The sequence below is a fragment of the Streptomyces sp. NPDC057963 genome (genome assembly GCF_042887155.1).
In the GTDB taxonomy this organism is placed as follows: Bacteria; Actinomycetota; Actinomycetes; order Streptomycetales; family Streptomycetaceae; genus Streptomyces.
In genome coordinates this window covers 42,870-59,988 of sequence record NZ_JBHVPX010000014.1, presented here as the reverse complement: position 1 = coordinate 59,988, position 17,119 = coordinate 42,870, and the positions used below count along the sequence as shown (strand labels likewise).

Annotated in this window: 12 protein-coding genes; 3 read left to right on the top strand and 9 right to left on the bottom strand. The window is 72.2% G+C overall.

Annotation, left to right across the window (positions count from 1 at the left end):
* Positions 1-350: 350 nt before the first annotated feature.
* Positions 351-1,301: a 2-hydroxyacid dehydrogenase gene (locus ACFVT1_RS29245; RefSeq protein ID WP_389800688.1), complete on the bottom strand. Its 951-nt coding sequence runs from the start codon at positions 1,299-1,301 to the stop codon at positions 351-353.
* Between the two features lie 313 nt (positions 1,302-1,614).
* Here ACFVT1_RS29245 and ACFVT1_RS29240 point away from each other — a divergent pair, with 313 nt between their 5' ends.
* From ACFVT1_RS29240 to ACFVT1_RS29230, 3 genes are all read left to right on the top strand, one after another.
* The gene (locus tag ACFVT1_RS29240; protein ID WP_389800876.1) at positions 1,615-2,571 is read left to right on the top strand and encodes an aldo/keto reductase; all 957 of its coding nucleotides are present in this window, start codon (positions 1,615-1,617) and stop codon (positions 2,569-2,571) included.
* A 120-nt stretch (positions 2,572-2,691) separates the two neighbouring features.
* Entirely contained in the window at positions 2,692-3,951 is a 1,260-nt protein-coding gene (locus tag ACFVT1_RS29235; RefSeq protein WP_389800874.1) for a PQQ-dependent sugar dehydrogenase, read from the top strand.
* 31 nt (positions 3,952-3,982) lie between these two features.
* Positions 3,983-4,435, top strand: a complete 453-nt coding sequence (locus ACFVT1_RS29230) for a DUF6191 domain-containing protein (protein ID WP_389800686.1) — start codon at positions 3,983-3,985, stop codon at positions 4,433-4,435.
* A gap of 75 nt (positions 4,436-4,510) precedes the next feature.
* On the opposite strand, the gene ACFVT1_RS29225 is transcribed toward ACFVT1_RS29230, so the two are convergent.
* The 8 genes from ACFVT1_RS29225 to gatB form a co-directional block, all read right to left on the bottom strand.
* Positions 4,511-7,663 (bottom strand): AAA family ATPase, encoded by a 3,153-nt coding sequence (locus ACFVT1_RS29225; protein WP_389800684.1) that lies wholly within the window; start codon positions 7,661-7,663, stop codon positions 4,511-4,513.
* A gap of 69 nt (positions 7,664-7,732) precedes the next feature.
* A complete protein-coding gene (locus ACFVT1_RS29220; RefSeq protein WP_389800682.1) occupies positions 7,733-7,918 on the bottom strand; it encodes a hypothetical protein in 186 nt (61 codons plus the stop codon).
* Positions 7,919-8,128: 210 nt separating this feature from the next.
* Complete coding sequence (locus ACFVT1_RS29215; RefSeq protein WP_389800680.1) at positions 8,129-8,842, bottom strand: hypothetical protein; 714 nt, start codon at positions 8,840-8,842, stop codon at positions 8,129-8,131.
* A gap of 82 nt (positions 8,843-8,924) precedes the next feature.
* Entirely contained in the window at positions 8,925-9,479 is a 555-nt protein-coding gene (locus tag ACFVT1_RS29210; protein WP_389800678.1) for a GNAT family N-acetyltransferase, read from the bottom strand.
* On the bottom strand, positions 9,479-11,707 hold the full coding sequence (locus tag ACFVT1_RS29205; RefSeq protein WP_389800676.1) for an MMPL family transporter: 2,229 nt from the start codon (positions 11,705-11,707) through the stop codon (positions 9,479-9,481). Before ACFVT1_RS29205 ends, ACFVT1_RS29210 begins: the two co-directional genes overlap by 1 nt.
* A 272-nt stretch (positions 11,708-11,979) precedes the next feature.
* On the bottom strand, positions 11,980-14,100 hold the full coding sequence (locus ACFVT1_RS29200) for a phosphocholine-specific phospholipase C (RefSeq protein WP_389800674.1): 2,121 nt from the start codon (positions 14,098-14,100) through the stop codon (positions 11,980-11,982).
* A 143-nt stretch (positions 14,101-14,243) separates the two neighbouring features.
* Positions 14,244-15,464, bottom strand: coding sequence for an SLC13 family permease (locus ACFVT1_RS29195; RefSeq protein ID WP_389800872.1), 1,221 nt, complete (start codon positions 15,462-15,464; stop codon positions 14,244-14,246).
* Positions 15,465-15,606: 142 nt separating this feature from the next.
* Positions 15,607-17,115: an Asp-tRNA(Asn)/Glu-tRNA(Gln) amidotransferase subunit GatB gene (gatB, locus tag ACFVT1_RS29190; protein WP_389800672.1), complete on the bottom strand. Its 1,509-nt coding sequence runs from the start codon at positions 17,113-17,115 to the stop codon at positions 15,607-15,609.
* Between the last annotated feature and the right edge of the window lie 4 nt (positions 17,116-17,119).

Genomic DNA, 17,119 nt, shown 5'->3' with positions numbered 1-17,119 from the left:
GTGCGGCCGGGCCCGTACGCGTACGTCCGGTGCGAGGAGGCCCCTCCGTCTCGCGGTCGCACGCATCGCAGTGCGCGACGCCCGCCCTGCGGGCGGGGGACGGGAAGACCCGAGCGGGCCCGATTCGCCGTCGACTGCCCCGCGGTGTCGGATCGTTCGCCCATCGGCCGTGCATCACCCGTCGCCCCCTCGCGTGTTGCGTCCTCCCCGGCGCCGTCCCTTCCTCCGGCGCAGCGCCCCTTTCGGGACGATACACCAGACCAGTCACGGAGGGACATAGCTTATCTACTCTCAGTGACGATCACGGGGATTGTCGGTACGGTGCGCATCCGAACCGCCCCGTAGCGTGGTCAGCCGGTGGTGCGTACGACGTTGCGCAGCGGCTCCCCCGCGGCGAACCGGCTCAGCTGCCCGGCCACCAGACGCTTGGCGCGCGGCAGGAACGCCGAGGTGCTGCCGCCCACATGAGGAGTGATCAGGACGTTCGGAGCGTGCCAGAGGGGATGGCCGGCGGGCAGCGGTTCCGGGTCGGTGACATCGAGAGCGGCGCGCAGCCGGCCGGACTCGAGTGCGAGCAGCAGCGACTCGGTGTCGACGACGCCGCCCCGTGCGACGTTCACGAGCAGCGCTCCGTCCGGCATCGCGGCGAGGAACTCCGCACCCACCAGCCCTTGTGTGGACGGGTTCAGCGGGGTGGACAGGACGACGACGTCGGCCTCGGGCAGGAGTGCGGGCAGGTCGTCGAGTGTGTGTACAGGGCCGCGTGCCGTTGTCCGCGCGGAGCGCGCGACGCGTGCCACTCGCGCGCACTCGAAGGGCGCGAGCCGGTCCTCGATGGCGGCACCGATCGATCCGTACCCCACGATCAGCACGGACTTGTCGGCGAGCGCGGGGTAGAAACCGGACCGCCACTCCTCCTCGTCCTGGCTGTGCACGAACCCGGGAAAACCGCGCAGCGAGGCGAGGATCAGGGCGAGGGCGAGCTCCGCGGTCGAGGCTTCGTGGACCCCCTTGGCGTTGCACAGCCGCACCCCGTCCGGCAACAGGCCGAGGCCCGGCTCGACATGATCGATGCCCGCGGTGAGCGTCTGCACGACCCGGACCCGCGCCATGCCGGCGAGCGGGCGGACCACGACCTCGGAACTCTTCATGTACGGCACGACATAGAAGGCGCAGTCGGCCGGGTCGGCGGGGTAGTCCGGCCCCCCGTCCCAGAAGCGGTAGGCGAAACCCTCGGGGAGTCCTTCGATCTCGTCGGCGGGAATCGGCAGCCATACGTCGGGGGTCTTCGTCGAAGTCATGGTCAGGAGGCTAATCGCCGGGAGGCTGCGCGCGGGACGGCGGTCGGCAGAGGTTACTTTGGGGTGCGTTGCGGTCCCGCGGCGGGGGCTGGGTCCCGTCTCCGACTGCCGTCGTCGCCCGCCGGGCGGCCGCGCGGCGTCCGGCGTGTGCGATCGCAAGGCGCCGAAGAGGTGCAGCGGAGCTACTTGGGTTTTCCGGCATCGCCGCGAGCGTGCGTGCCGGACGCCGCACGGCAGACGGCGGTTCGGCGGCGGGGCCCAGGAAGGGTTGGGGGAGTTGGAGCGCAGGAGTCTCGGTGCGGCGGCGCTCGCCGTGGGGGCGGTCGGTCTCGGCTGCATGCCGATGAGCTGGGCGTACAGCGCGTCGCAGCAACGCGGTGACCGTGCGTTGCGTGCAGTGCACGCCGCGCTCGACGCGGGCGTCCAACTGCTCGACACCGCCGACATGTACGGCCCCTTCACCAATGAGCTGCTGGTGGGACGGGCGCTGAAGGGCCGCCGGTCCGAAGCCTTCCTCTCCACCAAGTGCGGGCTGCTGGTGGGTGATCAGCACATCGTCGCCAACGGCCGTCCCGGTTATGTACGGCGGGCCTGCGACGCCTCGCTCCGGCGGCTCCAGACCGATGTGATCGATCTGTACCAGCTGCACCGGGCCGATCCCGAAGTGCCGGTCGAGGAGACCTGGGGCGCGATGGCAGAGCTGGTGACCGCGGGAAAGGTGCGGGCGCTCGGGCTCTGTGCGGTCGGGGCGCGGGCCTCGCGACGTCCGGGCGCCCGAAGGTATGACGAAACGATCCGTCAGCTGGATCGGGTGCAGCAGGTCTTCCCGGTGAGCGCGGTGCAGGCCGAACTCTCGGTCTGGTCGCCGGAGGCGCTGGAGTCGCTGCTCCCGTGGTGCTCGGCGCGGGGGGTGGGCCTGCTGGCGGCGATGCCTCTGGGAAACGGCTATCTGACGGGCACGCTGAGGCCGGGGGAGGGCTTCGAGCCGGAAGACCTGCGGGCCAGGCATCCGCGGTTCACGGCCGAGATGATGGCGGCGAACCAGCCCGTGGTGGCCGGGTTGCGGCGGATCGCCGAGCGGCACGGGGCGACCACGGCGCAGGTGGCGTTGGCCTGGGTGCTGCGGCAGGGACCGCATGTGGTGCCGGTACCGGGAACCAAGCGGGAGCGGTGGGCGGTGGAGAACGCGGGAGCGGCCGGGCTGGCCCTGACCGCGCAGGATCTGCTGGAGATCGCCCGGCTCCCCGCGGCGCGGGGGTCGTGGGACTGATTCCCCGTCACGCCCCGCCTTCGTGGCCGCCCAGCGGGGAAACCGGCGGGTGCGGGCAACCTGGGGCGGTCGCGCGGTGTAAGAGACAGTAGTCGGATGGCCGTCGAAGGGATCGGTGCTGTGCGCGGTGTTCTGTTCGGATCTGCACGAGGCTCTTCGGGGCATCGGGAGCGTCGGGGGCGGCGCCGGCGCGGCGAGGTGCGCCGGGGAACGGCGGCCGCGCTGGCGGCGGGCGCGCTCCTGCTGACCGCGGGCTGTTCCCCGGGGGACGGTCCCGGCAGCGCGGCGGGCGTCGGCGGCCTGCCGCCGTCCCGCCCCTCCGCCGCCTCGGACCCGGCGCCCTCCCCGTCCCCGTCGGTCGCCCCGCCGCCCGCGAAGGGCTCGGTCGAGGTGGTCTCCACGCTCACGGAGGGTCTCCACTCGCCGTGGGGGCCGGCGGAGCTGCCCGGCGGCGACCTGCTGGTCTCCTCGCGCGACAAGGGCACGATCACGAGGATCGACGGGAAGAGCGGGAAGAAGACCCTGCTGGGCGCCGTGCCCGGGGTGTCGCCCGGCGGGGAGGGCGGGCTGCTGGGCATCGCGGTCTCCCCCGCGTACGGCTCGGACCATCTGGTGTACGTGTACTTCACGACCGCGTCCGACAATCGCATCGCGCGCCTGCAGTACGACGAGAACGGTACGACGCCCGGCCGGCTGCTGGGCGCGCCGGACACGATCCTGCGGGGCATCCCGAAGGGCTCGGTCCACAACGGCGGACGGATCGCCTTCGGCCCGGACCACATGCTGTACGCGGGCACCGGGGATACGGGGGACGACGGGCTCGCGCAGGACAAGAAGTCCCTGGCCGGAAAGATCCTGCGGATGACCCCGGACGGCCGGCCGCTGCACGGCAACCCGGAGGCCGACTCCGTCGTGTACTCGTACGGGCACCGCAATGTGCAGGGGCTGGCCTGGGACGGGCAGAAGCAGCTGTGGGCGTCCGAATTCGGACAGGACACCTGGGACGAGCTGAACCGGATCGTGCCGGGTGGGAACTACGGCTGGCCCGAGGCCGAGGGCAGGGCGGGAAAGAAGGGCTTCATCGATCCCGTGGCACAGTGGAAGACGTCCGAGGCGTCCCCGAGCGGGATCGCCTTCGCCAAGGGTTCGATCTGGATGGCAGGCCTGCGCGGAAAGCGGCTCTGGCGGATTCCGCTGTCCGGCAGGGCGGACGGGGAACCGGTGGCGGCCCCTCAGGCGTTCCTGGAAGGAAAATACGGCCGTCTGCGTACCGTGCTCGCCGCGGGCGGCGACAGGCTCTGGCTCGTCACGAGCAATACGGACACGCGTGGCACCCCGAAGCCGGGAGACGACAGGATCCTGGTGCTGCAGGTGCGGTAGCGGCCACGGCAGGTGAAAGGGCGTACAGCCGGTGTTCAACTTCTTCGAGGAACTCTTCGCACCGGGCCGCAAGCATGCCGCCGAGGAGCAGAAGCGGCTGGAGCTGTCCCGGGTGGATCTGGGCATCGGCGACCCGGGGCGCGGACCGATAGACCTGGCCTCCGGAAAGGTGACCGTCAGGGCGCCCGGTGCCGATGCCGGCGGCGGCGACGTTGCCGACGGCGGCAGCGCCGCGGGCTCCGCCGGCGGCCGGGCGGCGGATCGTGGCGCCCTGCCCGGCCGGGGCGGGGCGGCCGACGCCCCCAGAATCGCCGAAACCCCCGGGGAGGTCGCCGCCGGCCTCGGGGAGGCGTCCGGGCCGGGTTCGCAGGCCGGACCGGAGACCGGGCCGCGGACCGGGCCGGAGGACGTACCGGAGAACGGACCGCAGGCCGGTCGGGAGGACGGGCCGGGGACCGCTCCGGAGGAGGGGCCGCGGAACTGACCGCAGGACCGACCGCGTGCCCGGCCTGGCCGGGGCCTTGAAGGGCCGGGGCGGCCGGCCGGTGGCGGCGCTGCGTCAGGGAGTGTTCCGGGCGGGGTAGAGGCGGAGCCGGTGGGCCAGTGCGGCCGCCTCTCCGCGACTGGAGACGCCGAGCTTGGCGAGGATGTTGGAGACGTGCACGCTCGCGGTCTTGGGTGAGATGTAGAGCTCCTCGGCGATTTTGCGGTTGGTGTGACCGGCGGCGACCAGCCGGTGCACGTCCTGTTCGCGTCGCGTCAGTCCGAAGGACTCCACGGCCGCCGCGGCAGCCTCGCGCAGGTCGTCTGCGGTCCGCTCCCGGCCCCCGGCCCCGTCACCGTGCTCGGCGGGGACGGTGACGGCGTCCGGTGCCTCGTGGCCGGGGCCGTGGGCCGGGGCCCGGTCCGGCGCGGTGAGGGCGATACGGGCACGGCCGGCCAGCAGCTCGATGGTCTCGGTCAACGGATGTGCGCCGAGCCGCCCGGCGGCGCGGTGGGCGTCGCGCAGCAGGGTGGTGGCCGCGGACCGGTCGCCCGAGGCGACGAGGAGCGCCTCGGCCCAGCGGAGACGGATCTGTGCCAGCTCGTACGGGCGGTGCAGGGGGGCGAAGACGGTGGCGGCGCGGGACCAGTGGTCGGGGGTGTCGAGCCCCTCGGCACGGGCCAGTTCGGCATCGACCAGGACACCGTGGGCGGCCCAGATGGGGATGAGCATCGGCAGCCGCTTGAGGTGGGTGCGGATGGCCGCGAGGATCGCGGGCCGGCCGCGGTCGGCGGCGGGCAGCCCCCGGGCGTCGGCCTCGGCCGCGGCGGCGGCATGGAGCAGCGGCAGGGCGTACCGCTGGGTGCCGGGCGGGAAACCCTGTTCCGACTGCCCCTCGAACTCGGCCCGCGCCTCGGCGAGCCTGCCCCGCTGCGCGGCGAGGGTCACGGCATGGCGTACCGGGGTGATGAAGTGCTGGGGCTGCGGGTCACGCGAGCCGAAATGACGTCGGGTCAGGGCGAGTTGCAGCTCGGCCTCGGCCAGGTCGCCCTGGGCGAGGGCCAGTTCGGTGCGGCGTGAGGCGACGAGCCCCTGCGCCTTGCCGGACTGGGCGGCACGTGCCGCCGCGTCGGTGGTGGCCCGGCTCTCGTCCCAGTGGCCGAGGGAGAAGAGCGAGGCCGCCTGGTTGCAGCGGACCCACGCCTCCATGTCCGCGACGCCGTGGCTGCGGCTCGTCTCGATGCCGTGGTCGGCGGCGGCCACGGCCTCCAGGGAGCGGCCCATGGATTCGAGGGTGGAGGGGAGATTGATGCCGGCCCGGCTCATGATGCCGACCAGGTGCAGTTCGTCGGCGCGGTCGCGGACGGCGTACATCTCCGCGATGCCCTCGTCGACGCTGCCCGCGTCGGCGGTGAGCCAGCCGCGGGTGAGCCTGGCGTGCAGTTCGATGTACTCGTCGCCGACGAGCTGGGCGTACTCCACGGCCCGGTCGACGGCGACCAGCGTCTCGGCGCCGGGGCGGTGCAGGGCGCCCCATCCCGCCACGCTCATCAGGACGTCGGCATGGACGACGGACGGAGGCAGTCCGCGGACGAGCTCCTGGGCGTTGGTCAGTTCCTGACGGCCGTCGCCCCGGGCGAGGTCCTGCATCAGCCGGGAGCGCTGGACCCAGAACCAGGCGGCGCGCAGCGGGTCGTCCTCGCCGTCCAGGACACGCATGGCCTTCTTGGCGATGGTCAGGGCGCGTTCGCGGTCGCCGCCGAACCGGGCGGCGACGGTGGCCTCCGCCATCAGGTCGAGATAGCGCAGCGGGGTGGCGTCGGGGTCGCAGCCGCACACCGGGTAGCTCTCGGCGTAGTCGATGGGGCGCAGGGTGCGGCGCACGTCGTCGGGGGCGTCGTCCCACAGCTCCATCGCCCTTTCCAGTAGGCGGAGTTGTTCGGAGAACGCATAGCGGCGACGGGCCTCGACCGAGGCTTTCAGTACGGCGGGCAGGGCCTTGGCCGGATCGTGCGCGCCGTACCAGTAGCTGGCGAGCCGGGTGGCGCGTTCCCCGGCGCGGACGAGGGTGGGGTCGACCTCCAGGGCTTCCGCGTAGCGCCGGTTGAGCCGGAAGCGCTCGCCGGGCAGCAGATCGTCGCTGACGGCCTCGCGGACCAGGGAGTGCCGGAAGCGGTAGCCGCTGCCCTCCGGGGTGGTGAGCAGCAGATTGGCGCCGACGGCCGCCCGCAGGGCCTCGATGAGTTCGTCCTCGGCGAGCCGGGCCACCGCGGCCAGCAGTCCGTACTCGACGGTGGAACCGCCCTCGGCGACGATCCGGGCGATCTTCTGGGCGTCCTCGGGAAGGGCTTCGACCCGGACGAGCAGGAGGTCGCGCAGCGAGTCGGAGAGCCGGGACCGGTCGCCGCTCTCCAGGCTGCGGGCGAGTTCCTCGACGAAGAAGGCGTTGCCGTCGGACCGTTCGAAGATCTCGTCCACGAGGGTGGCCTCGGGGGTGGTGGCGAGGATGCCGGTGAGCTGGCGGCGGACCTCTGCGCGGTTGAAACGGGCGAGTTCGATCCGGTGGACGGCACGGAGCCGGTCCAGTTCCGCGAGGAGGGGGCGCAGGGGGTGGCGGCGGTGGATGTCGTCGGAGCGGTAGGTGCCGATCACGACGAGGCGGCCGCTGCGCACGGTGCGGAAGAGGTACGCGAGGAGATGGCGGGTGGAGGCGTCGGCCCAGTGCAGGTCCTCCAGGACGAGGACGACGGCGCGCTGTGCGGAGATGCGCTCCAGGAGCCTGGCGGTGAGTTCGAAGAGGCGGGCGGTGCTGTGCTCGTCGGTCGCGTCCCGGTCGGCCTCGCCGAGTTCGGGGAGCAGCCGGGCCAGTTCGCCCTCCTGCCCGGCGCAGGCGGTGGCCATCTCGTCGGGCAGGGTGCGGCGCAGGGCGCGCAGGGCGGTGGAGAACGGGGCGTAGGGCAGGCCGTCCGCGCCGACCTCGACGCAGCCGCCGACGGCGACAACGGCCTCGCGCCGCACCGCCTCGGTGAGGAATTCCTCGACCAGCCGGGTCTTGCCGACACCCGCCTCGCCGCCGATGAGCAGCGCCTGCGGCTCGCCGCCGGAGCCGTCGGCCCGGCCCGAGCCCTCGCCGGTCGCACGGGTGAGGGCGTCGACGAGCGAGGCGAATTCATCTGCGCGGCCGACGAACACGGGACTGACGGACCTGGTCTCCACGTCGCCGAGCATCGCACACGGGTCCGACGGTGCGGGCCGCGGAATCGGATCGTCCGGCATCGCGCGGCCCCCGCACGGCCGCTACGCGGCGTGGGCGAACCGGTTCCGGTCCGTACTCACCGGCCCCTCGGCCTCCTTGCTCGCGGCATCACGGGCGGCTCTGCGCGCGGTCCGGCGAGCACGGCGGGCCTGCCCGGCGAGCCGCTCCTGCTCGGCCCAGCGCCGCAGTTCGGCCTCGTGCAGCTTGTGGAGTTCGAACGTGAACATGTGATTCTCCCGGAGGACGACGACCCGTCGGGGCCTGGGGGCGGCAGTGCTTCTGCCGTGCCCCCACTGTCGTCTCCCAGGGGGTGCCCCCGCATCGGGCGAGTTCCGCATCTTCGCGGTGCGGGGGGCCTTAGCCGGGCGCGGGCCCCACCGCATACGGGCCGGGACCGCACCGGCGGATGCCTTAGACGGCGATGGGGCGGCGTGTACTCACCGGGTGGCGCCCGTGGTCGGCAGGGGCACGATGAGGTCGAAGTACATGCCGACGGAGATCACCGCACCGAGGACGCCGAGCGCGATGCCGGCGGTCGCGACGGCGCGCACCCAGCCGGGCTGCGGGTGCGGGGAGGGTGCGCCGAAGGCCGGGCGGACCAGGGCGAAGATGCCGACCAGCAGGGCGAGCAGCGCGAAGAGGCCGTTGACCAGGGCCGTGGAGTGCCAGGCATCGCCGTAGATCTCGGAGATCTGCTGGGCCGCGGTGCCGCCGGACGAGGTCTTGATCTGCCCGATCAGGGTCTCGCGCTCGGCAACGACCTTGCCGGTCCAGGACCCGGTGAGCGCGACGACACCGAGACCGGCGGCGGCGACGGCCGCGGCGGCCGCGCCGAGGCCGGACGGCTTCTTGCCGGAGCCCTCGGAGTCGAGATCGTCGAGGTCGTCGAGGTCGAGGTCGTCGGAACCGGAGTCCTCGGAAGAGGTCTCACCGGAACGGGCCTCTTCGGAACCGGAGTCCTCGGAGCCGGCTTCTGTGCGTCCGGCGTCCGGGGCGGTGCCCGCTCCGTCGTCGGCCGGTGCGGACTCCTTCCCGGCTTCGGCCGCCCCCTTGCCGAGGCCGACGGCCGCGTCCTCGGCCGCGGCCTCCTCGACGCCGGGAGCGGCGGGGCCGGTGGGAGAGGTGGGGTTTGCGGGGGTCCTGGAGTTCATGTCCCGCACGCTAGGCGGGGCAGATGAGAACCCTCTTAACGCGCCCGGCCCCGGCCGGTGCGACCAGCCGGTCCCCGGGGCGTCAGGCGTTCCGTGCCCGCCACTCCGGGGCCAGCACGGACCAGATCTCCGTGTCGTGCCGCTCGCCGCGGTACAGGTAGCTCTGGCGGAGCACCCCGTCGCGCGTCATGCCGAGCCGCTCGGCCACGGCGACGCTGCGGGTGTTCGCGGCGGAGGCGTCCCACTCCACGCGGTGCATGCCGCGCTCGTAGACCGCCCAGTCGATCAGCTTCCGTGCCGCCCGGGTGATCAGGCCGCGCCCCTCCGCCGCGGGTTCCAGCCAGCAGCCGACCTCGCAGTTGCCCGACTCCGCGTCGAAGATCCGGAACAGGACGCCCCCGACGAGCGTCCCGTCCAGCCAGATGCCGTAGAGCCGCCCCGTGTCGGCCGCCTGCTTCTCCGCGTAGGACCGGAGCACGGCGCGCGCCGAGTCCAGATCGGTGGCGAGGGAGGCGAGGGGGATCCAGGGGTCGACGAGTTCGCGGGCCCGGTCCATGTGGGCGAGGAACTCCGCCGCCTGCCAGATCTCCAGCGGCCGCAGTTCCGCTCCGTCGTCGCCCAGGGGTATCGCGAACATCATGCTCCTTCTCGGACCGCTTCCACCGCGTGCGCGGCCTGCGGAACCTCCGTCGGTTGTGCTGCCTGCGGGATCTTCGCATGCTGTTCGGGAGGTTCGATGCTGATTCGCGGCAGCCGCCGGTCCAGCCAGCCCGGCAGCCACCAGTTCGCGCCGCCCAGCAGATGCATCAGGGCGGGAACCAGCAGCGTACGGAGGACGAACGCGTCGAGCGCCACGGCCGCCGCCAGCGCGATGCCGAACATGGCGATGACCCGGTCCCCGCTGAGGACGAACGCGAGGAAGACCGAAATCATGATCACGGCCGCGGAGTTGATCACACGGCTGGTTTCGGCGAGGCCGACCCGGACCGCCCGTCTGTTGTCACCGGTCTCCCGCCACTCCTCGTACATCCGCCCCACCAGGAACACCTGGTAGTCCATGGAGAGCCCGAAGAGCACGGACACCATGATCACCGGCAGGAACGGTTCGATGGGCCCGGAGCTGCCCAGCCCCAGGAGTTCGCTCCCCCATCCCCACTGGAAGATCGCGACGACGACACCGAACGAGGAGGCGACGGCGGCCACATTCATCGCGGCCGCCTTCAGCGGGATGCCGATCGACCGGAAGGCCAGCAGCAGAAGCAGGCAGCCGAGCCCTATGACGACGCCGATGAAGAGCGGGAGCTTGCCGATCACGACCCGGGCGAAATCGTCGTAGCCGGCCGTCACCCCGCCCACATGGGCCCGGAGCGAGGTGTTCGCCTCGGCCTGCGGGAGGACGTCCGTACGCAGCCGGTCGACGAGCGCGCTGGTCTCCTGCGACTGCGGCGACGACGTCGGTACGACGGTGACGAAGGCCGCACTGCCGCTGCTGCTGTACGTGACCGGGCCGACCGAGGCCACGCCGTCGGTCGTCCGCAGCGTGGCCGGAAGGCCGTCCATCGCGAGCCGGCCGCCCGCGTCGTCGACCTGTGCGGCGATCGTCAGCGGGCCGTTGACGCCCGGCCCGAAACCGTCGGCCAGCAGGTCGTACGCCTGCCGGGTGGTCGACGAGGAGGCGTTGTTGCCCTGGTCGGCGGTGCCCAGGTGCAGGGAGAAGGTGGGCAGCGCGAGCACCAGCATCACCACGACGGCGAGCGAGCCGAGCAGCTTGGGGTGGCGTTCGACGAAGGCGGACCAGCGGGCGGCGAAGCCGGTGGGCAGTTCCGGCCGCGGCCCGTGCTCGGCGAGCCTTCTGCGCTCGCGCCGGCTCAGCGCCCGCATGCCGATGAAGGACAGCAGGGCGGGCAGCAGGGTCACGGACGCGGCCACGGTCAGGACGACCGTGAGCGAGGCGGCGATCGCCACGCCGTTGAGGAAGCCGAGCCGCAGGATCAGCATGCCGAGCAGCGCGATACAGACGGTGGCCCCGGCGAAGACGACGGACCGCCCGGTCGTCACGACGGCGTTCTGCGCCGCCTCGGTGACGGTCATGCCTCTGCGCAGTCCGCTGCGGTGGCGGGTGACGATGAACAGGGCGTAGTCGATACCGACGCCGAGCCCTATCAGCATGCCCAGCATGGGGGCGAAGTCGGCGACGGTCATCGCATGGCCGAGCAGCGCGATGCCCGCGTAGGCCGTGCCGACGGAGACGAGGGCGGTGGCGATGGGCAGCATGCTGGCGGCGAGCGAGCCGAAGGCGAGGAACAGGACGACCGCTGCCACGACGACCCCGATGACCTCGCTGAAGTGGGCGGTCGGCGCTTCGGTGAGGGCGATGGCCGAGCCGCCCAGTTCCACCTGGAGGTGGTCGCCGGCGGCCTCCTTCGCGGTGTCGACGACGGCCTGGGCCTGCTGCGCCGGGATGTCCTCGGTCTGCCGGTCGAAGGTGACCGTGGCGTAGGCGGTGCGCCCGTCCTCGCTGATCTGTCCGGCGCCGGACGCCCCGTACGGGCCGGTGACGGCGCCGACGCCGGGGAGCTCCTCGACCGCGTGGAGCGTGCGGGTCATCGTCTGGCGGACGTCGGCGGCCCGCACGGTGGAGTCGGTGGTGTGCCAGACGATGGTGTCGGTGTCACCGCCCAGCTCCGTGAAATTGCTCTTGAGGAGGTCGGCGGCCCGGCCGGCCTCCGTACCGGGCACGTCGTAGTTGTTGGAGTACGCGGAGCCCGCGAAGCCCGCCGCGGTGGCTGTGCCGCCGAGGGCGAGGAGCCAGATGAGAACGGCGACGAGACGGTGCTTGATGCACCAGCGGGCAATGGCAGCCAACGGATGTGCTCCCTGCTGGTTCGTGGTTCCTCAGCGGGACAAAACATAAATTACCCGCACAGAGCGCATGACCTGAGAACTGCCACTCTCGCAGCCGTTGGTGATCCTTTGTCCCTTTCGTGGCCATACTCACAGAGGCTTCCGGACTCGCGGGGGCGTCCTCCGGGACTCGCGGGGGCGTCCGCACCCCCAGGGCTTCCGGGCGCTCCACGGCCTCCGGCGGGGGCGCCGCTGTGCGGCATGCGGCGCCCCCGCCGCCCGGACACGCCAGGTCAGCCGGAGACGCTCGCCCGGCCGTTCTCGATGTGCCCCATCAGCCGGCGCCGGTAGACATCGTCCCCGTCGACCGTGACGGCCAGGTCGTACCAGCCGTGCGCGTCGGCCGCCGAGTGCACGACCGTACGGCTGCGTCCGGGCTTGACCTTGACCGTACGGGTCCAGTCCCGCAGGTCCGCCTCGTCGACGTATCCCAGCGGCCGTACGGTGAAGGTGAGGGTGGTGCGTCCCGTGTTGCGCAGGGTGAGATGCAGATCGCGCTCATGCGCGTCGACCCGCGAGGCGACCTCGGCCCCGGCCGCGGCGCCGCCCTTCGCGGGCCCGGCGAACTCGCGCCGGAAGCCGTTCGGCCCGGTCACGGTGAACCGGTACGCCGCACCGGTGAGCGGCACCGTCCACTGCGCCGTGCCCCGCACGTCCCGGTGCTGCGGTACGGGGAACTCCCCCGCGTACGGATACAGCGCGAAGTGCGCGGACGAGCGTCCCGTATTGCTGAGGACCACCTTGACCGCCCCGTCCACCAGCGTCGCCCGGGCTTCCGGCTGGTACGGCAGCGCGCGGGCCGGACGCGCCCCGGGCTCCTGTACGGGCATGTGCTGCACGAGCGGCGGCTTGGGCGCCCAGCGCCCGCTGAACGGCGGGATGGCGCCGGGCTGCTCCACGTCGGGCCGGCGCCGCGCGTGCTTGAAGTCGAAGGCAGAGGTCAGATCCCCGGTGACGGTACGCCGCCAGTTGCTGATGTTCGGCTCCTTCACCCCGGTCCAGCGCTCCAGGAAGCGGATCACGGAGGTGTGGTCGAAGACCTCGGAGCAGACGTAGCCGCCCACGGTCCACGGCGACACGACGAGCAGCGGCACCCGCATCCCGAGACCGGTGGGCTTGCCCTCCCACTGCTCCTCGGTCACCTCGGGCGGCGCGACCGGCGGCGGGACGTGGTCGAAGAAGCCGTCGTTCTCGTCGTAGTTGATGAAGACGGCGGTGTGCCGCCACACATCCGGGTGCTTGCCCAGCGCGTCGAGGACCTTGTAGACGATCGTCGCGCTGTGGATCGGCGAGGAGACGCTCGGGTGCTCGGAGTCGACGGCCGACGGCACCAGGTAGGAGACCTCGGGCAGCGTGCCCGCCGCCACGTCCTTCGCGAACTCGTCGGCCAGCGTTCCGGTCTCCACGCGGCGCAGCGCGCGCTCGAAGAGCCTGCGCTCCTTCTTGTCCAGGGTGGCGACACCCTCTTCGAGCAGACCGAACAGCCGCTCCCGCTCGGGGGCGCCCGCTCCCCGCACCGCCGCGTAGAACGACTCCATGTACGTATGGCCGCCGGTCTTCGCCAGCGCCTTGCGGGCGACCGCCTTGAAGGTGGCGAAGAACTCGATCTGGTTGTCGGTGAAGTTCTCCCACTCGGTGTACGTACGCCAGCTCCGCCCGGCCTTCTCCAGCCGTTCCGCGTACGTGCTCCAGCCGTAGCCGGGGTGCGTGCCCTCGTCGTACGCGTCGTTCCCGACGGCCCGCTTGCCGTTCGGCTCGTTGCCCGTCTTCCCGCTCCACAGGTGGTTGCGGTTGGGGCTGGTCGAGGAGTGGATGGAGGAGTGGTAGGCGTCGCAGACCGTGAAGGTGTCGGCCAGTTCGTAGTGCAGCGGGATGTCGCGGCGGTCGTAGTACGCCATGGTGGCGGCCGTCTTCGCGGACACCCAGCCGTTCATCCACCCCCCGGCCCACGCCTTGCCGCCACCGCTCCAGGAGTGGTCGAGCGCGCCGATGTACTGGAGGTCCTTCTTCTGCGCCTCGGCCGCGTCCCGCACGGGGAACGGCAGCACGGAGGTGCCCAGCGGAGCCGGCTGTTCGAAGACCGGCTTGCCCGAGGGCAGCTCGACGGCGTTGCGGTCGCCGAAACCGCGCACCCCCCGGAGCGTGCCGAAGTAGTGGTCGAAGGAACGATTCTCCTGCATGAGGATCACCACATGCTTGATGGCTCCGAGTCCGCCGCCGGACCCCGCCGAGTGCGCCGGCTGTGCGGCGATCGCTGCCTGCAGCGACGGCGGCAGCAGCGATCCCGCCGCCGCGGCGCCGAGCGCACCGCCGCCGAGCGCGAAGAGCCGTCGCCGTGAAATGTCCGTGGTCAAATGAGCCTCCCGAGTCCGGTCGTACAGGACGGGAAACTAATCACGCCAGGTGGCGCCGGGAAGGATTTCGTACGGCCCCGTGGTGAACGTCCAACAGGTCGGCCGGGAAAGTCCAACCGCTCTCCCGGCCCCCGGGACCGCCGTCACACCCCGATCACCCGCAGCGCACCCCACAGCGCCACCGTCGACACAACCAGCGTCGCCGGTACGGTCAGCAGCCCGAGGCGGGTGAAGTGGCCGAGGTCGGGCGCGGCACCGTGGGTGTGCAGGATGCGGCGCCAGAGCAGGGTGGCGAGCGAACCGACGTAGGTGAGGTTCGGGCCGAGGTTCACGCCGATCAGGGCGGCGAGCAGCGGGCCCGGACCGGCTGCCGCGACCACCGGGAGCAGGGCGAGGATCGCGGGCAGGTTGTTGATCAGGTTGGCGAGCACGGCCGCCACCGCGGCCACCGCCAGCAGCGCGGGAAGTGACGGGCCGCTTGGCAGGAAGGCGCCGAGGCCGGCACCGAGGCCGTTGCCGACCACGGCCTCGACCACGACCCCCAGCGCGAGAACGAACAGGCAGAACAGCGGGTTGGCGGAGCGGACAAGGCCCTTGACGGTGGTCTCGCGCTTCACCAGCGCGCGGACGGCCAGCACCCCGGCGCCCGCCAGCGCCGCCCACAGCGGGTCCGCGCCCGCGAACGAGGTGGCGACGAATCCGCCCAGGGTCAGCGCGAGGACGACGAGCGTGAAGACGGGGACGCCCGGACGGGCCTTCTCCGGATTCGGCGGATACGCGCCCGCCGCCAGGTCGGCGGCGAAGACGCGGCGGAAGACGACGTACTCGACGGCGATGGCGGCCAGCCACGGCAGGGCCATCAGCGCGGCGAAGCGGGTGAAGGAGAGGCCGCTCGCGGTGAACGCCAGGAGGTTGGTGAGGTTGGAGACCGGCAGCAGCAGGGACGCCGAGTTGGCCAGGTGCGCGCAGGCGTAGACGTACGGGCGGGGGCGGGCGCCGACGCGGGCGGCGGTGGCCAGGACGACGGGGGTCAGCAGCACCACGGTCGCGTCCAGGCTGAGCACGGCGGTGGTCACGGAGGCGACGGCGAAGACCCCGCCGAGCAGGGGGCCGGTCCGCCCGCCGCAGACCCGGGCGACCAGTTCACCCGCGGCCGTGAACAGCCCCTCGTCCGCGCAGAGCTGCGCCAGGACCAGGATCGCCGCGAGGAACCCGACGACCGGCAGCAGGCTGCCCACCTGCTCACGGGCCTGCTGCCACGGGACCGCACCGGCCACCGTCACCAGCACGGCCACGGGTACGGCGGCGGTCGCCTCCGGCAGCCCCCGGGGGCGTACGACGGCGAAGGCCAGCACGACGAGCAGGAGCCCGACGGAGACGATCTCGGCGGTGACAGTGTTCAGCGGACTCTGGACTCTCCGGATGGGTGAAGGGGCGGCGCACCCGGCTCACGGGTGCGCCGCCCCTTCACGGACGTACGGAAACCGCCCCCTCAGGGGGACGGGATCAGCCCTCGACGCCGAGCTTCTCCAGGATCAGCTCGCGCACCCGGGCCGCGTCCGCCTGGCCGCGGGTGGCCTTCATGACCGCGCCGACGAGCGCGCCCGCCGCCGCGACCTTGCCGCCGCGGATCTTGTCCGCGACGGCCGCGTTGGCGGCGATGGCCTCGTCCACGGCCGCGCCCAGCGCGCCCTCGTCGGAGACGACCTTCAGGCCGCGCTTCTCGACGACGGTGTCCGGGTCGCCCTCGCCCGCGAGGACGCCCTCGATGACCTGGCGGGCCAGCTTGTCGTTGAGGTCGCCCGAGGTGACGAGCTCGGCCACTCTGGCGACCTGCACCGGGGTGATCGGCAGCTCGTCGAGGCCGCGGCCGGTCTCGTTGGCGTTACGGGCCAGCTCGCCCATCCACCACTTGCGGGCCTGGTCCGAGGGGGCGCCCGCGTCGGTCGTGGCGACGATCAGGTCGACCGCGCCCGCGTTGAGGATGGACTGCATGTCGTGCTCGGAGACACCCCACTCCTCCTTCAGCCGCTTGCGGCGCAGCCGCGGCAGCTCGGGGAGGCCCTTGCGGAGCTCCTCGACCCACTCGCGGGCCGGGGCGACCGGCACCAGGTCGGGCTCGGGGAAGTAGCGGTAGTCCTCGGCGTTGTCCTTGATGCGGCCGGCCGTGGTCGAGCCGTCCTCCTCGTGGAAGTGCCGGGTCTCCTGCACGATCGTGCCGCCCGAGCTCAGCACCGCGGCGTGGCGCTGGATCTCGAAGCGGGCGGCGCGCTCGACGGAACGCAGCGAGTTCACGTTCTTCGTCTCGGAGCGCGTACCGAACGTCTCGGTGCCGTTGGGGCGCAGCGACAGGTTGACGTCGCAGCGCATCTGGCCCATCTCCATCCGGGCCTCCGACACACCGAGCGCCTTGATGAGCTCGCGCAGTTCGGCGACGTACGCCTTGGCGACCTCGGGGGCGCGTGCGCCCGCGCCCTCGATCGGCTTGGTGACGATCTCGATGAGCGGGATGCCGGCACGGTTGTAGTCGAGCAGGGAGTGGGACGCGCCGTGGATACGGCCGGTGGCACCGCCGACGTGGGTCGACTTACCGGTGTCCTCCTCCATGTGGGCGCGCTCGATCTGCACCCGGAAGATCTCCCCGTCCTCCAGCTGGACGTCCAGATAGCCGTTGTAGGCGATCGGCTCGTCGTACTGGGAGGTCTGGAAGTTCTTCGGCATGTCCGGATAGAAGTAGTTCTTCCGGGCGAAGCGGCACCACTCGGCGATCTCGCAGTTCAGCGCGAGACCGATCTTGATGGCGGACTCGACGCCGATCTCGTTGACGACCGGCAGTGCGCCGGGCAGGCCGAGACAGACCGGGCAGGTCTGGGAGTTGGCGTCCTGCTTGAGCTCGGTGGAGCAGCCGCAGAACATCTTGGTCTTGGTGCCGAGCTCGACATGGACCTCCAGGCCCATGACGGGGTCGTAGGACGCGAGCGCGTCCTCGTACGACACCAGGTCGGTGACAGTCACGGTG

Bases quoted from the DNA above. Each gene is read 5' to 3' on its own strand.
- ACFVT1_RS29210 (WP_389800678.1), bottom strand. From the start codon at position 9,479: ATGTTCGCGATACCCCTGGGCGACGACGGAGCGGAACTGCGGCCGCTG.
- ACFVT1_RS29220 (WP_389800682.1), bottom strand. From the start codon at position 7,918: ATGTTCACGTTCGAACTCCACAAGCTGCACGAGGCCGAACTGCGGCGC.
- ACFVT1_RS29215 (WP_389800680.1), bottom strand. From the start codon at position 8,842: ATGAACTCCAGGACCCCCGCAAACCCCACCTCTCCCACCGGCCCCGCC.
- ACFVT1_RS29245 (WP_389800688.1), bottom strand. From the start codon at position 1,301: ATGACTTCGACGAAGACCCCCGACGTATGGCTGCCGATTCCCGCCGAC.
- ACFVT1_RS29225 (WP_389800684.1), bottom strand. From the start codon at position 7,663: ATGCTCGGCGACGTGGAGACCAGGTCCGTCAGTCCCGTGTTCGTCGGC.